Source organism: Streptomyces sp. NPDC051286 (genome assembly GCF_044455345.1).
In the GTDB taxonomy this organism is placed as follows: domain Bacteria; phylum Actinomycetota; class Actinomycetes; order Streptomycetales; family Streptomycetaceae; genus Streptomyces.
In genome coordinates, this window is record NZ_JBITER010000036.1 from 1 (window position 1) to 19,369 (window position 19,369).

Consider the following 19,369-nt stretch of genomic DNA (forward strand, 5'->3'; position numbering starts at 1 on the left):
CGTGTCCGATTCCCGGTCGAAGCGGGCCCTCTGCGAAGCAGAAGATTTGTTACTGCGCTTTCCAGTTCTTCGCTTTCGCGTTTCCCTTTCCGGCGGTTCCAACCTTACCAGACTCTTTTTCGTTTCCGTTTCCGGTCCGAATTTGATTCCGGTGGCCTTTGGAGTGGCCTTTGCCTTTCGGCGGATCCGACTTTATCAGAAGCATTTCGGCCGATCTAATCGGCTTCATTGCTCGAGATAGATAAAGGAATCAATGGCTCTGCGGAAACTTGGTTCCGTTGAGAGCGAGATAGATACTAGCCGTTGGGATCGAACCTGTCCAGTCCGACTCAACCGTTTGAATCTACCTCCCCCCGTCCACCATGTCAACGGTTTTTGGGGCGAGGAGAAGACTAGCAGGTCAGCGGGGTCGTGCGCACCATCAGGCAGCGACCGGGAGCTCGGCGCTCCGCTCGGTGGCGTCGAGGTCGCCTGCCTCTCCGGCTCGGGCCGCGCGGCCGCCGAGTATGTAGACGTACGCGAGAAACGCCAGCTCGGCCGCGATGCCGATGGCGATACGGGCCCAGGTGGGGAGACCCGAGGGGGTGACGAAACCTTCGATCACGCCCGAGACGAACAGGACCAGGGCCAGACCGATGGCCATGCCGATGGCGGCTCGGCCTTGCTGCGCCAGGGCGGAACGGCGGGTCTGCGGGCCGGGGTCGATGACCGTCCAGCCGAGGCGGAGGCCTGTACCGGCTGCGACGAATACCGCGGTGAGCTCGAGCAGGCCGTGCGGGAGGACCAGGCCAAGGAAAGTGTCGAGTCGGCCGGCCGACGACATCAGGCCGATGCCGACTGCGAGGTTGAGTACGTTCACGAAGAGGATCCAGATCACCGGCAAGCAGAGGAACGCCCCCAGGACCAGACACATCGCCGCAGCCTGAGCATTGTTCGTCCAGACCTGGGCGGCGAACGAAGCGGCCGGGTGGCTGGAGTAGTACGTCTCGTACTCCCCTCCGGGGCTCGTCATGCGGCGAAGGTCTTCAGGGGCGGCGATCGCCGCCTGGACCTCCGGGTGGGTGCCGATCCACCAGCCCATGAGTGCGGCCAGGAGCGTCGAGAGGACGGCCGTGGGTATCCACCAGTGCCTGGAGCGATAGACCGCTGCGGGAAAGCCGGCGGTCAGGAAGCGGGTGGCGTCGCGCCAGGTGGCCCGGCGGGTGCCCGTCACCGTGGACCGGGCACGGGCCACGAGCTGGGTGAGGCGCGCGGTGAGCATCGGGTCAGGGGCACTGGACTGGATCAGTGAGAGATGGGTGGCCGTCCGCTGGTAGAGGGCGACGAGTTCGTCGGCTTCGGCGCCGGTGAGATGGCGCCCGCGGTGCAGGAGGTGGTCCAGGCGGTCCCACTCGGTGCGGTGGGCTGTCACAAAGACGTCGAGATCCATGGTCGGCTGCTGCTCCAGGCATGGGTGCGTACGGGTCCGTACTACTGCGGCGCGCTGCGGGTCAGCTTGGCAGACTGAGCTCCCGAGGGGCAGGGAAGGTCGGCGAAGGGTGGGCGGCAATGAGTGAACTCGTGACCGGGGACGCGGTCGTACTGGGGCTGCGGCCGGCGAAACTGCCGAGTCGGGCGCTGGCTCTTGCGATCGATCTTGTTGTGGTGTGGACGGTTTTCATCCTGGTGTCGATCGGGCTGACCGTCGCGACGGTGACGCTGGACGAGGCGGCGAGCGCGGCCATTGCCGTCGCCACGTTTCTGCTCGTGCTGGTGGGCGGGCCCATCGCGGTGGAGACGCTCAGCCACGGCCGTTCGCTGGGGAAGCTGGCGTGCGGGCTCCGGGTGGTGCGGGACGACGGCGGGCCGATCCGGTTCCGGCACGCGCTGGTGCGCGGGGCGATGGGGGTCGTCGAGATCCTGATGACGCTCGGGGTCGTCGCATCCATCGCGTCGCTGGTGTCGGCGCGGGGGCGGCGGCTCGGGGATGTCTTCGCAGGGACGCTCGTCGTACGGGAACGGGTGCCTGCGGGGCGGGGTGTCTCCGTGCCGCCTCCGCCGCCGTGGATGGTCGGACGGTTCGCCGGGCTTGATCTGTCAGCGGTGCCGGACGAGCTGTGGCTGGCGATACGGCAGTACCTGACGCGGATGAACCAGCTCGATGCGGAGGTGGGGTGGTCGATGGCCACGCGGCTGAGTGGGGAGCTGGCCGCGCGTACGGGGGTTCCCGTTCCGGAAGGGGTGCCGGCTGCGGCGTATCTGGCCGGCGTGGTGAACGAGCGGCAGGCACGGGACGCACGGCGGGTGTTCGCCGCTGCGCAGAGAGTTTCCCCGGAGGTCGCGGCTCCGCCTGTGGACGGACAGACGGGACTGCCCGTGGACGGACAGAGCGGTATGGCGAGCGCGGGGGGCGTGCGGGCTGCGTCGACGCCCAGGGAGTGGCGGGCCCCTGTGGAACCCGTTAACCCTGGGGTTTCCGGGGCGGACGGGTCCCCGGTGCGGACTCCGGGCACTGGGTTTGCGCCGCCTGCTTAGCGAGGGGAGGGCGGGGATTCCAGCTCTTCGAGCTCGATGCCGGGGGCCGAGAGGACCACGTCGCCGGCGATGTGGACGGTGTGCTGTTCACCCGTGTCCAGGGCGCTGACCTGGTATTCGTCCACCATCAGGGGGCCACTGTCAGTGGCATGCGCTTCACTGTTCACCAGGGCCCAGGACTGGTCGACGGTACGGGGGGCGAGGACGGGTTCGGTGAAAGCGACGAGGCGGACGCGGGTGGCGGGGGAACCGGGGGTGAGGCGCAGTAGTCGTGAGGTCGCGACGAGGAATGCGGGGGAGGTGCCGGTGAAGGCGTGGGCGCGGACATTGCCTTCGGTGGCATGGGTACCGGTCGGATCGGTGCGGACCCAGGTGACGCCTTCGAGGGCGGCTCCTCGGATCTGCCAGCTCGCGGCGTGGAGTTCGAGGCGAACGGGGCGGCCGAGCTCGTCGAGGGTGAGGTCGACGGAGCCCAGGTGATCACCGGAGGGGGTGGTGGTCCGGGAGACGTAGCGCCAGCCGGAAGGGCCTGGGGCGCATTGGAAATGTTCTTGGCCGAGGGGGGTGTGGTCGTGGGGATCGTGGAGCGAATAACGGCCGCGGGGCATGGGGTCCTTCGGGTTCCTCGGGCTGTGCGGGTGCGGTACGACGCAGGCCCCCGACACGGGGGTGCGGGGGCCTGCGCTCGTATCTGTTGCTGAAGGAAGGGCTGGTCCGTCCGTCAGGGCCGTTCTGGACCGGTCACCGGCCGGTCCGATCTGTGCCGCTGACGGACGGGATCAGCACCGGATCAGTAGCGGTAGTGGTCGGGCTTGTACGGGCCTTCGACCTCGACGCCGATGTAGGCGGCCTGCTCGGGGCGGAGCGTCGTGAGCTTCACGCCGAGCGCGGCAAGGTGGAGGCGGGCGACCTTCTCGTCGAGGTGCTTGGGCAGCACGTAGACGTCGGTCGGGTACTCCTCGGGCTTGGTGAACAGCTCGATCTGGGCCAGGGTCTGGTCCGCGAACGAGTTGGACATGACGAACGAGGGGTGGCCCGTGGCGTTGCCCAGGTTCAGCAGGCGGCCCTCGGACAGCACGATGATGACCTTGCCGTCGGGGAAGGTCCACGTGTGGACCTGCGGCTTGACCTCGTCCTTGACAATGCCGTCGATCTTGGCGAGACCGGCCATGTCGATCTCGTTGTCGAAGTGACCGATGTTCCCGACGATCGCCTGGTGCTTCATCTTGGCCATGTCGGCGGCCATGATGATGTCCTTGTTGCCCGTCGTGGTGACGAAGATGTCGGCTTGGGCGACGACGTCGTCGAGGGTGGCGACCTGGTAGCCGTCCATTGCCGCCTGGAGCGCGCAGATCGGGTCGATCTCGGTGATGATCACGCGGGCGCCCTGGCCACGGAGGGACTCCGCGCAGCCCTTGCCCACGTCGCCGTAGCCGCAGACAACGGCGGTCTTGCCGCCGATCAGGACGTCGGTGGCGCGGTTGATGCCGTCAATGAGGGAGTGGCGGCAGCCGTACTTGTTGTCGAACTTGGACTTGGTGACGGCGTCGTTGACGTTGATCGCCGGGAAGAGGAGGGTGCCGTCGCGGTGCATCTCATACAGCCGATGCACACCGGTCGTGGTCTCCTCGGTGACGCCGCGGATCTCGGACGCCAGCTGGGTCCACTTCTGCGGGGCCTCGCCGAGGGTGCGGTTCAGCAGGGTGAGGATGTGGCCGTACTCCTCGCTGTCCGCGGTCGACGGGTCCGGGGCCGATCCGGCCTTCTCGAACTCGACGCCCTTGTGGACGAGGAGGGTGGCGTCGCCACCGTCGTCAAGGATCATGTTCGGGCCGCCGGTGGGCGTGTTCGGCCAGGTCAGGGCCTGCTCCGTGCACCACCAGTACTCTTCCAGCGTCTCGCCCTTCCAGGCGAAGACCGGGACGCCGGCGGGAGCGTCCGGGGTGCCGTTCGGGCCGACGGCGATGGCTGCGGCGGCGTGGTCCTGGGTGGAGAAGATGTTGCAGGAGGCCCAGCGGACCTGGGCGCCGAGGGCGACCAGGGTCTCGATCAGCACGGCGGTCTGCACGGTCATGTGCAGCGAGCCGGTGATGCGGGCACCGGCGAGCGGCTGCGCGGCGGCGTACTCCTTGCGGATCGACATCAGGCCGGGCATCTCGTGCTCGGCGAGCGTGATCTCCTTGCGGCCGAACTCCGCGAGGGAGAGGTCGGCGACCTTGAAGTCCTGTCGATTGGCGACCGTCGTCATAACGGGCTGCTCCTCGTAATGGGGTCGAGGGTGGATAGGGCCGGCTCTGCGGCGGCGGGCACACCAATGCCCGGGCGCTCGCAGCACAGTCCGTCGGAGGCCCTCTCTCCCTCGCCCGGTCCGCAGGAGCGGAGCGGCCGACCGCCATCAGCAGCGACGTCTGACACTGTCACCGAATCTACACCGATCGGCCCAGTCGCTCCCAGCCCACTCGGGGGCCGGGAGCGTTCAAAAGGGGGATCGGGAGGGTCAGTGGCCGGAATCGGCCGGGTCGGTGTCGGGGGTCATGGCTGGATTGATGCCCGCGGCGGCGGCCGCCTCGTTGAAGATGTCCGGTTCCAGGTAGATGACCCGGGCGATCGGGACGGCTTCGCGGATGCGGGCCTCGGCGGCGTTGATGGCGTTGGCGACCTCGGTGGCGGTGTCGTCGTGCTGGACGGCGATCTTCGCGGCGACCAGCAGTTCCTCCGGGCCGAGGTGGAGCGTACGCATGTGGATGATGCGGGTGACGGTTTCGCCGTCGACGACCGCGGCCTTGATCTTGTCGACCTGGTCGGTGCCGGCGGCCTCACCGAGCAGCAGCGACTTCGTCTCGGCGGCGAGGACGATCGCGATGATGATCAGCAGGGTGCCGATGCAGAGGGTACCGATTCCGTCCCAGATGCCGTTGCCGGTCCCGAGGGCCAGGCCGACACCTGCGAGGGCGAGCACCAGACCGATCAACGCTCCGAAGTCCTCCAGGAGGACGACGGGGAGCTCGGGGGCCTTCGCGCGGCGGATGAACTCTTTCCAGGAGAGCGATCCGCGGGTCTCGTTGGACTCCTTGATGGCCGTACGGAAGGAGAAGCCCTCGGCGATGATCGCGAAGACAAGTACGCCGACCGGCCAGTACCAGGCCTCGATCTCGTGCGGGTGCTTGATCTTCTCGTAGCCCTCGTACACCGCGAACATGCCACCGACCGAGAACAGGACGATGGAGACGAGGAAGGCGTAGATGTAGCGCTCACGGCCGTAGCCGAAGGGGTGCTGGGGAGTGGCTTCGCGCTGGGCCTTCTTGCCGCCGAGCAGCAGAAGCCCCTGGTTGCCCGAGTCGGCGACCGAGTGGACGCTCTCCGCGAGCATCGACGACGAGCCACTGAACAGGAACGCCACGAATTTGGCCACTGCGATCGCGAGATTGGCGCCGAGCGCCGCCACGATCGCCTTGGTTCCGCCTGACGCACTCATGGGTGCCTGGTGTCCCTTCGTCAATGCTGCGGCCCTGGTGCCGCGGTACGGCCGGACATTGTTGCAGCCGCTGATTCGGACGGTACGTCAGGCCACCACTGTGGCGCGGAACAGTGTGCCGGTACCAGACGCTTCGACCGATTCGTCCGATGGCACGAAGACCGAGCCGCCGGGAGCGAGGTCGAGCGTGCCGACGCGGGGCGCACCGGCGGTGCAGAGCAGGATCTGCGGGGTGGACCTGGTCAGGTCCACGGGGGCGGCGCCGGGTGAGAGGTCGTAGCGCGACAGCCGGAATTCATCGACCGGGGTCTGGTACAGCTCCTCGCCGGAGGGGGACGCCTCGGGACGCAGGATGCCGGGGTCGGTCGCCTCGAAGCGGACGACTGCGAGGAGCTCGGGGACGTCGATGTGCTTGGGCGTCAGTCCGCAGCGCAGCACGTTGTCCGAGTTGGCCATGATCTCCACGCCGAGGCCGCCGAGGTAGGCGTGCGGGACGCCGGCGCCGAGGAACAGGGCTTCGCCGGGCTGGAGCTGCACGTGGTTCAGCAGCATCGCAGCGATGACACCCGGGTCACCGGGGAAGTGGTGTGCGATACGGGCGTACGGGGCGTGGGCGCCACCGAGGCGTTCTGCGGAGGCGGCCGCAGCCGTAACCGTCTCCGCCATTTCCGCGGGGTCGGCGGTGAGGATCGCCGTGAGCACTTCGCGGAGCGCCGCCTCTTCGGGGTGGGCTCCGAGCAGGTCGACGTACGGCTTGAGGGAGTCGACACCGAGCGCCGCCATCACCTCGGCAGCCTCGGTGGGCCGGCGGAAGCCGCAGAGGCCTTCGAAGGGGGTGAGCGCGCAGATCAGTTCGGGCTTGTGGTTGGCGTCCTTGTACGTGCGGTGGGGCGCGTCGATCGGGACGGACCGGCGCTCCTCGTCCTCGTACCCCTTCTTGGCCTGCGCGAGGTCGGGGTGGACCTGGAGGGAGAGAGGGGCGCCCGCGGCGAGCAGCTTGAGGAGGAAGGGGAGACGGGGGCCGAACTTCTCGACAGTGGCCGGGCCCAGTTCGCGCTCGGGGTCGGCGGCGATGATGTCGGTGAGGGGCTGCTCGGTGCCTGCTGTACGGGTGAGGCGGGAGGGGGCTCCGGGGTGGGCGCCCATCCACATCTCGGCCTGGGGTTCGCCGGTGGGGGCGACGCCGAGCAGTTCAGGGATGGCGGTGGTGGAGCCCCAGGCGTAAGGGCGCACGGTGTTGGAGAGCCGGTCCATGGAGATTTTTCGTCCTCGTGAGATGCGGGGATCGTGCGATGCGGTGGAGCGGGTCAGGGGCGAGCCGCCGACGCCAGGGACAGGTAGACGGCGGCGAAGTCGGTGACTGCGAGGAGTTCAGCGAGGGCTTCGAGTTCGGTGCCCTCTTCCGGTTCGAGTTCGCTGATCGCCGTGTCGTGGCCGAGGGCCAGTTCGCGGGCGGCCGGGGCGGCGCTCAGGCCGCTGGTGGGCCGGTCCCGGAGCAGGACGACCCGGGCGTGCAGGGGCTCAGTCTCATCGACCCGGTCGCGGAAGAAGTCGTCGGGGTCGGCTCCGGCGGCGAAGGTGCCCGCCAGCAGCGCCCCGTGGGCGGGGAGCGCCTCGGGGAGTTCGGCGGCGATGGCCGGGCGGCCGGACAGTTCGGCGAGGACGGCCGCGAAGCGTCGCCCGACCGGTCCTGCGGCGCCGCCCTCCGTCCAGATGAGGGGCAGGCTGTCGGCGAGTTCGGCAGCGAGGGTCTTGGCCGGGTTGCTGTACGTGGCAATGGCCGGGCCGCAGCGTTCGGCGGTGCGGTCGAGGCGGTCGGCGACGCTCTGCAGTGCCTCGGGGCTTGCGGTGACCAGGCCGACCCGGTCGAGCAGGGCGAGCAGCGGCGTGAACAGGGCCCAGAGCGTGCCGGGGCCCGCGGCCGAGGTCTCGGCGTCGTACTCGCCGTGCGGGGCGGACGCCATCGGGACGACGAGGCCGTGCCCCCCGTCGACCGCCTCGCGCAGCGGGGACCGGTGGGGCGCGACGGCAACGACCGTGCAGCCGCGCCGGTACGCCTGTTCGGCGAGGAGGGCGAGGCCCGGTTCGGTGCCGTCGGCCGTGGCGATCAGCAGCAGGTCGACGGAGCCGGCCCAGCCGGGGAGCGTCCAGCGCATCGCGCCCGCGGCGGGTGCGACGCCGGAAGGGGGGATACGGGTGACGGGGGCCGAGGCGCCCGCCAGTGCGGCGATCAGATCGGCGACGCCGAATGCGGCGGTGCCTGAGCCGGCGACCATGACCGCGCGGGGGCGGCCCTCCGGGGTCAGTTCGGTGATCCCGGCCTCCGCGGCGTGCCGGGCTGCGGTACGAACGCGTGCCCCGGCCTCGGCGGCGCCTCGGAGCAGACCGCGGCGGTCGGCTCGGGCCAGTGCTTCCGGGGCGTCGAGCAACGACTCGTCGAGCATGGGGACGGGCCTCCGATCACGTGCTGCTCAGCGTGAGGACTGCGGTGTACGGGGCGGGGTCGCCGATGTGGTGGGTGACGGCGGTCCCGTGACTCGCCGTTACGCGGGGCGGCGGGCCTCGTCGACGAGGAGGACGGGGATGCCGTCCCGTACCGGGTAGGCCAGGCCGCAGTCCGTACCGGTGCAGACCAGCTCGGGGCTGTCGGCTGCCGAGCGGTCGTCCAGCGGGGAGTGGCAGGCCGGGCAGGCGAGGATCTCCAGGAGGCCGGCTTCGAGCGGCATGGGGTGGGTCCCTTCGGGCATTCGAACGTGTGTGTCCGGTTCACGCGGATCAGGCGTCGTCAGCCTACCGCTGGGGTGGCAGGGGCGCGGCCCACCCCGGAGCCGGTGGGGCGCGTGGGGCGATGTGGTGTGCATGGGGTTGCGGTGCGGGTCGGGGCCGGCGGGTGGGGCGCCCGCGGCGGGCTCACCCCTTCCCGAAACCGGTGCTCCGTCCCGCCCCCCGTCCGGTTCCCGAACGCCGGACGGACCGGACGGTCGCTCAAGAGGGCCGGGAGTGGGCCTACGCGCGGACCAGGGCCAGGACCTCGTCGCGTACCGCCTTCATCGTCCCCTCGTCGCGCGCCTCGACGTTCAGGCGCAGCAGGGGTTCCGTGTTGGAGGCCCGGAGGTTGAACCACCAGTCCGGTGCCGTGACCGTCAGGCCGTCCAGTTCGTCGAGCGTGATGCCCTCGCGCGCCTCGAAGAATGCGCGTACCACCGCCGTGCGGGCCGGCTGGTCGTCGACCGTGGAGTTGATCTCTCCGGAGCCGGTGTAGCGGTCGTACTGGGCGACCAGTTCGGAGAGCGGGCCCGGCTGGCCGCCGAGGGCGGCCAGGACGTGGAGGGCGGCGAGCATGCCCGTATCGGCGTTCCAGAAGTCGCGGAAGTAATAGTGCGCGGAGTGTTCGCCACCGAAGATCGCACCGTGTTCGGCCATCTCCGCCTTGATGAAGGAGTGGCCGACGCGGGTACGGACGGGGGTGCCGCCGTGTTCGCGGACCACCTCGGGGACCGAGCAGGACGTGATCAGGTTGTGGATGACGGTGCCCTTGCCGCCGTTGCGGGCAAGCTCGCGTGCCGCGACCAGCGCGGTGATCGCTGACGGGGAGACGCCCGCGCCGCGTTCGTCGACGACGAAGCAGCGGTCCGCGTCGCCGTCGAAGGCGAGGCCCAGGTCGGCACCCTCGGCCAGCACCCGGGCCTGGAGGTCGACGAGGTTCTTCGGGTCGAGGGGGTTGGCCTCGTGGTTGGGGAACGTGCCGTCCAGTTCGAAGTACAGGGGGACGACGTCGAGCGGGAGTCCCTCGAAAACGGTGGGGACGGTGTGGCCGCCCATGCCGTTGCCCGCGTCGACCACGACCTTCAGCGGGCGGATGGCCGTCAGGTCCACCAGGGACCGCAGGTGGGCCGCGTAGTCGGTGAGGGTGTCGCGGTCCATGACGGTGCCGGGCGTGGCGACCGGCTGCGGTACGCCCTGTTCGGCCCACTTCTCGATCAGGGTGCGGATCTCGGCGAGCCCGCTGTCCTGCCCGACCGGTGCGGCGCCCGCCCGGCACAGCTTGATGCCGTTGTACTGCGCCGGGTTGTGCGAGGCGGTGAACATCGCCCCGGGCAGGCCGAGGCTGCCGGAGGCGAAGTACAGCTGGTCGGTGGAGCAGAGGCCGATCAGCGTGACGTCTGCACCGCGTGCAGCCGCGCCGCGCGCGAACGCCGCCGAGAGGCCAGGCGACGACGGACGCATATCGTGGCCGATCACGATCGCCTCCGCGTCCGTCACCTCGACGAACGCCGCCCCGAACTGCTCGGCCAGCGATTCGTCCCACTGGTCGGGCACGACTCCGCGCACGTCGTACGCCTTCACGATCTGCGACAGATCAGCAGTCACGGGCCGGTCCTCCTGAGTTTCCTGCGGACCGCCCAAACTACCCGGCCGGTCCACGTGCCCACGGGGGGATGTGGTCGTTCGATGATCGACTGCTTCAGGAGTCGGGAGAGCGCAGGACCCGCAGGTGACCGCGGCGCGCGACCTCCATCGGGTCCGCGGCGTGCGGGCCGCCGCCTCTGGCCTCCGCCGCGCGGTCGTGCGGACGCGCCGCTTCCCGCACGGCGTTGGCGAGTGCTTCGAGGTCGTCACCGCTGGGGCGCGTGGGTGCGGAGGGATCGGTGAGCCGGACGACTTCCCAGCCGCGTGGCGCGGTCAGTCGCTCACTGTGCTCGGCACAGAGGTCGTAGCAGTGGGGCTCGGCGTAGGTGGCGAGCGGGCCGAGGACCGCAGTCGAGTCGGCATAGACGTACGTCAGTGTCGCGACGGCAGGGCGGCCGCACGCGGTGCGCGAACAGCGACGTACAGGGCTCACGATGTTGGACGGTACCGCACTCTTGAGCGGGCTGCGACGACTCTCCCTCAGGTCACCCCACCGTGTCGCACTGTGACCTCCGGCACAACCGCCTTTCGGGTAACAGGCCTGACCTGCGCGGGAAGAGGGAAGCGCAGGTCGCAACGGCAACGATTCCGGTCACCACTCGGTGCATAAGCTGTCAATACGTAGGAGATCCACGGTCGCGGACCGGGACTGAAACGCGCTCAAGCTTGGCCGGAATGTTCAAGTGCGGACATGCCGCTGTGCTGCCGGTGACGGGCGATCCGGCTGCCCCGCAGAGGGTTACGCTGCGTCGGTGATGGACAGTCCTGTACCGCCGCCCCACCCGTCCGAGCCGCGGTCCGAGCCGCGACCGCGCCGTCGTGACCGCCATGGCCGCGGCATGCGCGGCCCCGTCGCCCCGCCCCAGGTGCCGCTCTCGGCCACCAGGGCGGAGAACTTCCGTGATCTCGTACAGGACTCGGTGGAGCGGCTGGAGCGGCGCTGGCCTCAGCTGGCCGATGTCGACTTCATGGTCCTCGATGTGCCGGGGCCGCAGGCGGAGACCGTACCGCTGGGGCGTGCGGTGTCCGCGGAGAAGGACCGGCCCGCGCAGATCGTCATCTACCGGCGCCCCGTCGAGATCCGTACCAAGAACCGCGACGAGCGTGCGCTGCTGGTGCACGAGGTCGTGGTCGAGCAGGTCGCGGAGTTGCTCGGGCTGTCGCCGGAGTCAGTGGATCCGCGCTATGGGCAGGACTAGGAGGGCACTGAAGATCTTGGCCGGGCTCCCGACGCCTTGCACGCACATCTGCGGCGTTGCCAAAACGGCCTGATAGCTCCGCTATAAGGCCGCTTCGGCGCCTTGCAGCTGCACGCACCAGACGCCGCTCGCTGATCCGGCCAAGATCTTCAGCACCCTCCTGGGGCGTGTTTCGAAAGCAGCGTCGTCCGCCCGTACGGCAGACGGGACTTTCGAAACACGCCCTGACCCGTTGCTCAGTCGTCCAGGACCGAGATGTCCTGTTCGGCGTCGGGTACCTCGACCGTTCCGCCGTCGTCCGGCAGCGTCTGCACCGTGAACATCGGGATGCCGTTCTCCGGAAGGGACAGAGTGCGCGCGGCATGGACCGGACCGCCCGACACCGTCTCGATCGTCAGCGCGTAGCTGCCCTTGAGCCCGGCCGGTACCGGCGGGGTGACGGCGATCGTCGTACCGGCCTTGACCGTGTACGTCTGGACGGTCTGTTCGCCGCCCTCGCTGCCCGCTGAGGCCGTGACCTTCACCTTCCCGGTGGCTCCCGGGGCGGTGAGGGAGAGGATCGAGCCCTTCGCCCGGTTGTCGGCCACGGTGGCCTGCGCGCCCACCGGCCCGGTCGCCGGGATGTACGCGACCTCCCGCTTGTCGCCGGTGCCCCGGACCACGCGCAGCGCCGCCACCACCGGCGTGGCCCGTCCGCTCTCCGCCGGAGTCAGCAGCAGGGAGCCCGCTTCACCCTTGGTGACGTCCTTCAGGTCGACGCCTGCGGTCATGTTCGACTTGACGTGAAGATCCTCGTGTCCGGCCGGTGAGATCGCACTGTTCTTGCCCAGCAGCTTCAACGTCAGATCGGCGTCCTCCTCGCCGGGGGCGAAGGCCACCAGCCGGACGTCCGTGGCGTCCGCCGGGATGCCGGGGAGGACGAGGGTGCCGGTCGGATCGACGGAGGCGGCGAGCCAGTCGCTGCCGGTCTCGTTGTCCGCTGCCCTGACGACGGCGCCGACCCGGCCGGTACGCGTGGTGACGTGGACGGTCACGTCGTCGGCCGCCTCGCTGGTCAGGGTGGAGATCAGGACCGGAACGCTGGACCTGGCCGGGACCGTGATGCCCTCCCCCACGTCGGACTTGAGCGAGCCGTCCGGCCCGTACAGCTCGATGTCGGCCACCGCGGCCGTGTCGTCCGGGTTGGTGAGGTGGACGTAGTCCTCGCGGGACTTCGCAGTGCTGGCGGCCGGGAACCAGAAGTTCGTGTCGGGGCCGGTGCAGCTGACCCCGAGCAGGCCGCGGGTGGCGCCCGCGCTGACCGTGGTGGTCTGCTGGGTGGTCCAGCCGGGCGCCAGCTCGCCGGTGGCGGTGCCGACCAGGGCCGGGGCGTCGGAGCCGGACACCTCGGCGGTGGCCGGTCTGCCCGGCTTCTTGAGGGAGACGACCGGCTTGCCGGAGTCCGCCTTCTTGCTCTTGTCCTTCTTCCCGCCCGTCTCGGCGGTGGCGCCGTCGCCCGCGCCCGCCGCGGTGGAGACGGACGGCATCAGTTCGGCGGCGCCTGCCGCTCCGCTGCTGTCGGCCGCCGGGGTGAAGGAGGTGTACGTCGTCTCCGCGAGGTCTGAGAGGCCGGGCGCCGGGCAGAGCAGACTGGACCGCTCCACCGGCAGCCGTGCGGCGGCTTTCGCCTCGCCGGCATCCGCGTCGCCCGGCGCGGTGAGCGCGGCGAACCCGGTGACGGCGGCGAGGGCTACGGCGCCCGCGATGAGGGACAGGCTGGTGGACTTCACTCGGACTCGCCTCGCGATGCGTTACCGGTCGGCCACGGGTTCCGGGCCGGGGCGGGGTTCTCGTCGGGGTTCTGCGGGTCGTACAGGGGTTGTGCGATGTAGGGGGCCTGTGGGTCGTACGGGGACTGCGGGGCGTACTGGCTGTACTGGCCCTGGTCGTACGCGCCCTGGCTCTGGTCGTACTGACCCTGTTCCTGGTCGTACTGACGCTGGTTCTGGTCGTACTGGCCCTGGTTCTGGTCGTACTGGCCCTGGTTCTGGTCGTACTGGCCCTGGTTCTGGTCGTACTGCTGCTGGTAGCCGTACGGGTCGTACACCGGGGTGGTGCCCTGCTGGTAGGGATCGGCGGCGGCCTGCTGCTGCTCGCCGTGGTACTGCGTGTAGTCGGCGCCCTGGTACTGCTGGGTGTCCCACTCGCCGTACTGCTGTTGCTGCGGTACGGGCGCGTAGTGGCCGTCGTCGTCGGGTTGGGCGTGCGGGTCCTGTGCCGCGGACTGCTCGCCGTACGGGTCCTGCGCTTCGGACCGCTCGGCGTACGGGTCCTGCGCTTCGGACCGCTCGGCGTACGGGTCGGCCGACTGCTGCGCGGGGATGCTCTGCCCTGCCTCGTCCGGCGTCGGCCCGGCGTCCTCGAATGCCGCCTCAGCCTCAGCGGCGGCGCGCAGCCTGCGCGCCCGGCGCCCCTCGCCGGCGACCGGCTCGGCCGGAACCGTCAGGTCCGCCTCGGGCAGGTCGTCGTCGATCTCCCGTCGGCGGCCCGGCAGGGCCAGGACCAGCAGGACCACGCCGAGCGCGGCCTGGGTCCAGATCCACGCGGTGTGGGTGATCGGCGTCTCGTACGTGAGGTCCAGCGTGCCGCCCTCGGCGGGCAGCTCGAAGCCCTGTGCCCAGCCGTCCACGGTCTTGGCGGTCAGGGTCCGGCCGTTCAGCGTGGCCTTCCAGCCGGGGTCCGCGGCGTCGGCGATCCGCAGGACGCGGCCGGAGCCGCCCGCGGGAATCTTGGAGTGCGCCTCGACTGGTCCCGAGCCGACAGGCAGCTGCTCGCCGCCGGCACCGGGCGGGACGATCATGATGCGGGCGACCTGACGGTCCACGCGCCACAGCGCGCTGCCGTCGAGCTGGCTCAGCCGGCTCAGACCCGGGGTCGCGTCGAGCACCCGGCTCATCTCGCGCGGCGCGCCGTCCCGTACGAGTACGTAACGGATCGCGAAGCCGCTGAGCTGACTGCCCTGGTCGGCGCCCGAGCCCGCGACCAGGTTGGCGACCACCTTGTCCAGGTGGCTGTTGGAGCCGCCCGACTCGGTCAGTTCCGCGTCGCCGAGCCGCGCGCCGGAGCCGCGGACCAGGGTGTACGCGACAGAGGCGGGCGAGCTGCCACCGAGGACCAGGGTGCGGGGCTGGTCGCGGGTGCTGCTCTCCTCCGCGACGAACGCGGGGACCTGAACCGGGTCACGGCGCTCCAGCGGGCCCGCGGCGCCGCCGATCATCCAGCCGGCGGCGGCCAGCGCAGGGGCCAGCACCGCGGCGAGGGCGATCAGAGCGGCGACCGGCTGGCGCCAGCCGAAGCTGAGCCCGGCGACCCGTACCCGGGCACCGTCCGCGCCGACGAGCGCGGCGGTGATCAGCGCGATGCCGTAGACGAGGGTGGCGGGCCCGGCCCAGCCGGAGCCGTTGGCGAGCCCGGCGAAGAGCAGGGCGATGAGCGCGACGGCCCAGGCTGCGCGGATCGCGAACTGCCGCTCCCCGCGCAGCAGCGCGGCCAGCGCCGCGAGCACGATGCCGAGCAGCAGCACGCCGCCCGCGGCCTTGGGGCCGCCGGGACTGATCCCGAGCAGGTCGAGTGCGGAGGCCGAACCCGTTCCGAAGTCCAGTCCCGCCTCGTTCAGGAACGACGAGGGGCTGCTGAGCAGCGACAGCGACCACGGGGCGAGGACCAGCAGCGGGGTGCCGATCGTGGCGAGGAAGCGGAGCCCGTAGGCGGCGATGTCGTGGCGGCGCAGCACGAGGACGCCGATGCCGAGAACGACAGCGAGCGGCCAGACGATGGGCGTGAAGGCCATCGCGAGGGTGAGGAGCAGGGTGTACGCCCAGGTGGCGCGCCAGCTGCCGCGGGTGTCCCCGTGGCCGCGCATCCCCCACGCGGAGACGGCGGCGCGGGTGATCAGCGGAAGCAGGATAGCCAGTACGGCGGTGCCGAGGCGGCCGGTCGCGAGGGCGCCGGTCGCGGCGGGCAGGAAGGCGTACGCGACGCTCGCCCAGGCCCGCAGCAGTCGTGATTCGAGCAGCGGGCGGGAGACGAAGTACGCGGTGAGTCCGGCGAGCGGGACCGAGCAGACGAGCAGCAGTGTGAGCGCGAAGCCGGTCGAGCCGAGGAACAGGGCGGACAGGGCGGAGATCACGGCGAGGTAGGGCGGTGCGGTCTGAGTGCCGCCGGTACCGACCGGATGCCAGCCGTCCGCGTACCGCCCCCACAGGTCGGAGACGTCCGCGGGTGCGGGCAGCAGTACGCCGCCCGCCAGTGCGCCGCCGCCGAGGAGGCCGCGGCAGGCGACGAGGGAGACGAGGAGCAGGACGGCGAAGAGGACCGGGCCGGGCTTGCGGCCGATCCGCTTCAGCCGGGCGAACTGCTCGATCTCCAGGAAGTCGGCGTCGTCACCGCCCGGTCCGGACTCGACGGCGCCGTGCCGTGAGCCGCCGGAGTCGGCGTCGGATCCGCTGCCGAAGTTTCCGGCGACCTGCTCGAATGTGGCGCGGACGGTCGCACCGGGCGGCGGGAAGAGACCCCGCAGCTCGGCCATGTCCACGACGCCCTTGCCGCGCCTGCGGCGGGCCGCGAGGATCCTGCCGGGGCGCAGCAGGGTGCCGAAGAGTCCGGCGACCTCGTCGAGTGCCTGACCGGGCACCTTGCCGACCAGGTAGGCGAGGGTGCGGAGCAGCGTGCCGAGCACGAGCCGGAGCAGCACCCAGGGCAGCTGTTTGCCGCGGGCGTTGACGAGCATCGTGTAGACGGCGCCGGCCTTGTCGACGCGGTGCGGGGAGGCGACGGAGCGTCCGGCGCAGTCGATGGGGCGGCGTTCCCGGGCGGATGCCTCGGCGTGCCGCAGGACCGCGTCGGGGGCGACGAGGACCCGGTGTCCGGCGGCATGCGCACGCCAGCAGAGATCGACGTCGTCACGCATCAGCGGGAGTCTGCCGTCGAACCCGCCGAGTTCCTCCCAGATGTCACGGCGGATCAGCATGCCGGCGGAGGAGACGGAGAGCACGGTACGGACCTGGTCGTGCTGGCCCTGGTCCTGCTCGCGGCGGTCGAGTCCGGTCCAGCGGCGTCCGCTGTTGGCGATGGAGACGCCGACTTCGAGGAGCTGCTTGCGGTCGTACCAGCCGCGGAGTTTGGGGCCGACGATCGCTGCGTGGTGGTCGGTCTCGACGACACGCAGCAGCTCGGCAAGCGCGTCGGGCTCGGGTGCGCAGTCGTCGTGGAGCAGCCAGAGCCACTGCACCGGTTCGCCGTGCGGCAGTTCGGGCAGGTCGTACGCGTCGTCGCGCCAGCTCCTGGTGACGGGGTCCCAGGAACTGGGGCGCTTCAGGTACGGCAGGTCGTCAGGGGTGAGTTCATCGGCCGTGCGGACCGCCTCGTCGACGGCCGTACCGAAGCTCGTACGGCGTGCGAGGTGCAGGACGCGCTCGGCGCCGAGCGCCTCGGTGACCAGCCGCGCGGAGTCGTCGGCGGAGCCGGTGTCGGCGGCGACGACCTGCTGTACGGGACGTTCCTGCCCGAGCAGCCCGGCCAGCGCGGTGGGCAGCCAGCGTGCGCCGTCGTGGGCGACGAGCACGGCGGTGACGACGTGCCGGGGGAACTCTGGGGCGGCGGCGGCCGCGTACGGCGCCGCCGATTGGCTGTGCACGGACATCGAGGTACGGGCCCTCCGGCCGGGTCCGGGGGGCGTCCCCCCGGGGGCTGCATCGGTGTACACGCGCGCTCCGTCGGGGCGTTGGCGCGTCTCGGACGGAGCCCCACACTAACGGTACGGATGACCAGGGTGGCGCCGAGCGGTTGAACAGGGGCGCTCGGAGGGCGACGGGCGGAGCGGCCGCGCAGGCGGTGGTATGGGGGGTGCGGACACGGCGATGGCCCGCCGCCTGGCGGGCAGGGTGCAGGCGGCGGGCCATCGGGGCCGAGGTCCGGAGCATGGTCGGTGGCGCTCGGGCGGCCGGGGCTTCCAGTGAATCCGTCGGTCTGTCGCTTCGCGGGCCTCGCGGTCAGACTGCGGCCTTCTTCAGTCGTCGCCGCTCCCGTTCGGAAAGGCCGCCCCAGATACCGAAGCGCTCGTCATTGGAAAGGGCGTACTCGAGGCATTCGGACCGGACTTCACAGGCGAGGCAGACCTTCTTGGCCTCGCGGGTCGATCCGCCCTTCTCGGGGAAGAAGGACTCGGGATCGGTCTGGGCGCACAGTGCGCGCTCCTGCCAGCCGAGTTCCTCGTCCGCGTCCTCGACCAGCAGTTGTTGGAACAGCTCGGTCATGTGCGCCCCTCGTCTGTCTCTTGCGTCCCCGTGATGCAGCCGTTATCGATTCGGCCGAACGACACGAGTGAAATTACAAGTGTGTGGATCCGAGCCAGTCAAGCGGAGATCTGCTATTGGGCCCGGTATTCACTCTGCGGAACCAAGCCTATGCGGAAAGTGTGCAAATCACCAAAACCCTGACATATGCCATGGGCCTCATCGCACCCTCATCCGTCACGGAGTCAGACTCCCGGCGGGGCGGCCATGTTTCGATTCGATCACCGAAGCGATCAAGATCACAGTCGGATCACAAGGCCGCTACGACGTTTGAGGGCGCCGTTGTTGCGCCACATCTCCGGCACGGCGGGTATGCAAACCTCTCTCCGGCCGGAGTAACCGGATGAGGTGAAACATTACCGCCAAATCGGGCATCGGGTTGACAACGGGCGCTTTGCTCGGTTCCCTTGCTGTCATGCCAGCGACCTCTGTGATGCGTGTGACCCACCTCCGTGGGTTCCGCACCGCTGTCCAGGCTCGCTGTTGCTGTTCCAGCTGTCTCAGCTGTTGAGGCCTTCGCGCTCCAGCCAGTGCCCCTCCCGGCAAGCTTTGCCCCGTCGCGCCGCCCAGCACGCATGCTCGGGACGACGCTCCTCATAGGGCAAACATTGCCGGTCACAGCACTAGTCGCAGCTCTTCTCCGGATCTCGACCTTCTCCGGACAACCCCGTCGAACGGCTTCCCGCCCGGCGGCTGCCCGGCCCCTCCCCGGTCCCCGGTCCTCGCGACACCCCTGGATCTCTGCATCTGCACTCTTGCCCTGCACTCACTTGCCGAGGAACCACCGCACCCATGAACAGCGACAGCGACCTCCAGATCGCCGGCGACATCCTTGAGGTCCAGCACCTCCTCCGCCCTGCCCGCCAGCACCCCTCCACGGTGGCCGAGTTCGTCGGGCTCGCCCGCAGCATCGCCGCCGACCGCTCGCAGTGGGCACCGCTCGTCCAGTACGACGCGACCACCCGCTGGTACCACCGGCTCCGCACCGTTCCCCAAGCTCTCGGCTCCGCTCAAGCAGGGGAGACCCCACTCGGCTACGAGGTGTGGCTGCTCAGCTGGGTCCCCGGTCAGGGCAGCGGGCTGCACGACCACGGGCTGTCGTCCGGCGTACTGACCGTCCTGGAAGGCCAATTGACCGAGCGTACGGAGCGTGGCATGCGGTCGCTGGACCCCGGCGCGCAGCGCGCGTTCGCGCCCGGATACGTCCACGAAGTGGTCAACGACTCCCTCGAACCGGCCGTCAGCCTGCACATCTACTACCCGGGGCTCACCGAGATGCCCATGCACGCGGCGCGGTGCTCCTCGGCAACCGCCGACGCCGTACACACCTGACCTTCCCCCACCCGTCACCCACCACCACCCCCACAACGATCAGGCTGCGCCTGACAGTCCCACCCGTCACCCACCACCACCCCACACAACGATCAGGCTGCGCCTGA

15 protein-coding genes are annotated in these 19,369 nt (G+C 70.2%); 3 read left to right on the top strand and 12 right to left on the bottom strand.

Annotated elements, in window-relative coordinates:
* Window positions 1-421: 421 nt before the first annotated feature.
* Window positions 422-1,429 carry a stage II sporulation protein M gene (locus ACIBB8_RS28200; RefSeq protein ID WP_398956758.1) on the bottom strand — a complete coding sequence of 336 codons (1,008 nt, stop codon included), beginning with the start codon at window positions 1,427-1,429 and terminating at the stop codon, window positions 422-424.
* A 119-nt stretch (window positions 1,430-1,548) separates the two neighbouring features.
* On the opposite strand from ACIBB8_RS28200, the gene ACIBB8_RS28205 reads away from it, so the two are divergent.
* On the top strand, window positions 1,549-2,514 hold the full coding sequence (locus ACIBB8_RS28205; RefSeq protein WP_398956760.1) for an RDD family protein: 966 nt from the start codon (window positions 1,549-1,551) through the stop codon (window positions 2,512-2,514).
* Here ACIBB8_RS28205 and ACIBB8_RS28210 read toward each other — a convergent pair.
* The 8 genes from ACIBB8_RS28210 to ACIBB8_RS28245 form a co-directional block, all read right to left on the bottom strand.
* A complete protein-coding gene (locus ACIBB8_RS28210) occupies window positions 2,511-3,122 on the bottom strand; it encodes a hypothetical protein (RefSeq protein WP_398956762.1) in 612 nt (203 codons plus the stop codon). The genes ACIBB8_RS28205 and ACIBB8_RS28210 overlap by 4 nt on opposite strands.
* A 182-nt stretch (window positions 3,123-3,304) precedes the next feature.
* Window positions 3,305-4,762: an adenosylhomocysteinase gene (ahcY, locus tag ACIBB8_RS28215; RefSeq protein ID WP_398956764.1), complete on the bottom strand. Its 1,458-nt coding sequence runs from the start codon at window positions 4,760-4,762 to the stop codon at window positions 3,305-3,307.
* Between the two features lie 249 nt (window positions 4,763-5,011).
* A complete protein-coding gene (locus ACIBB8_RS28220) occupies window positions 5,012-5,989 on the bottom strand; it encodes a cation diffusion facilitator family transporter (protein WP_398956766.1) in 978 nt (325 codons plus the stop codon).
* Window positions 5,990-6,076: 87 nt separating this feature from the next.
* Window positions 6,077-7,243, bottom strand: coding sequence for a mannose-6-phosphate isomerase, class I (manA, locus tag ACIBB8_RS28225; protein ID WP_398956768.1), 1,167 nt, complete (start codon window positions 7,241-7,243; stop codon window positions 6,077-6,079).
* Window positions 7,244-7,296: 53 nt separating this feature from the next.
* Window positions 7,297-8,433, bottom strand: coding sequence for an SIS domain-containing protein (locus tag ACIBB8_RS28230; RefSeq protein ID WP_398956770.1), 1,137 nt, complete (start codon window positions 8,431-8,433; stop codon window positions 7,297-7,299).
* A 99-nt stretch (window positions 8,434-8,532) separates the two neighbouring features.
* Complete coding sequence (locus ACIBB8_RS28235; protein ID WP_030927015.1) at window positions 8,533-8,715, bottom strand: Trm112 family protein; 183 nt, start codon at window positions 8,713-8,715, stop codon at window positions 8,533-8,535.
* Window positions 8,716-8,995: 280 nt separating this feature from the next.
* The gene (locus ACIBB8_RS28240) at window positions 8,996-10,360 is read right to left on the bottom strand and encodes a phosphomannomutase/phosphoglucomutase (protein WP_398956772.1); all 1,365 of its coding nucleotides are present in this window, start codon (window positions 10,358-10,360) and stop codon (window positions 8,996-8,998) included.
* Between the two features lie 94 nt (window positions 10,361-10,454).
* Complete coding sequence (locus tag ACIBB8_RS28245) at window positions 10,455-10,832, bottom strand: DUF3499 domain-containing protein (RefSeq protein WP_266984962.1); 378 nt, start codon at window positions 10,830-10,832, stop codon at window positions 10,455-10,457.
* Between the two features lie 322 nt (window positions 10,833-11,154).
* On the opposite strand from ACIBB8_RS28245, the gene ACIBB8_RS28250 reads away from it, so the two are divergent.
* A complete protein-coding gene (locus ACIBB8_RS28250; RefSeq protein ID WP_398956843.1) occupies window positions 11,155-11,598 on the top strand; it encodes a metallopeptidase family protein in 444 nt (147 codons plus the stop codon).
* 236 nt (window positions 11,599-11,834) lie between these two features.
* Here the strand turns inward: ACIBB8_RS28250 and ACIBB8_RS28255 are convergent, their stop codons facing one another.
* The 3 genes from ACIBB8_RS28255 to ACIBB8_RS28265 form a co-directional block, all read right to left on the bottom strand.
* On the bottom strand, window positions 11,835-13,367 hold the full coding sequence (locus ACIBB8_RS28255; protein ID WP_398956775.1) for a DUF5719 family protein: 1,533 nt from the start codon (window positions 13,365-13,367) through the stop codon (window positions 11,835-11,837).
* Entirely contained in the window at window positions 13,364-17,278 is a 3,915-nt protein-coding gene (locus ACIBB8_RS28260) for a glycosyltransferase (protein WP_398956777.1), read from the bottom strand. Before ACIBB8_RS28260 ends, ACIBB8_RS28255 begins: the two co-directional genes overlap by 4 nt.
* A gap of 349 nt (window positions 17,279-17,627) precedes the next feature.
* A complete protein-coding gene (locus ACIBB8_RS28265) occupies window positions 17,628-17,891 on the bottom strand; it encodes a WhiB family transcriptional regulator (protein WP_030927001.1) in 264 nt (87 codons plus the stop codon).
* A gap of 831 nt (window positions 17,892-18,722) precedes the next feature.
* Between ACIBB8_RS28265 and ACIBB8_RS28270 the strand changes: the two genes are divergently transcribed.
* Window positions 18,723-19,262 (top strand): cysteine dioxygenase, encoded by a 540-nt coding sequence (locus ACIBB8_RS28270; protein WP_398956780.1) that lies wholly within the window; start codon window positions 18,723-18,725, stop codon window positions 19,260-19,262.
* Window positions 19,263-19,369 lie beyond the last annotated feature (107 nt).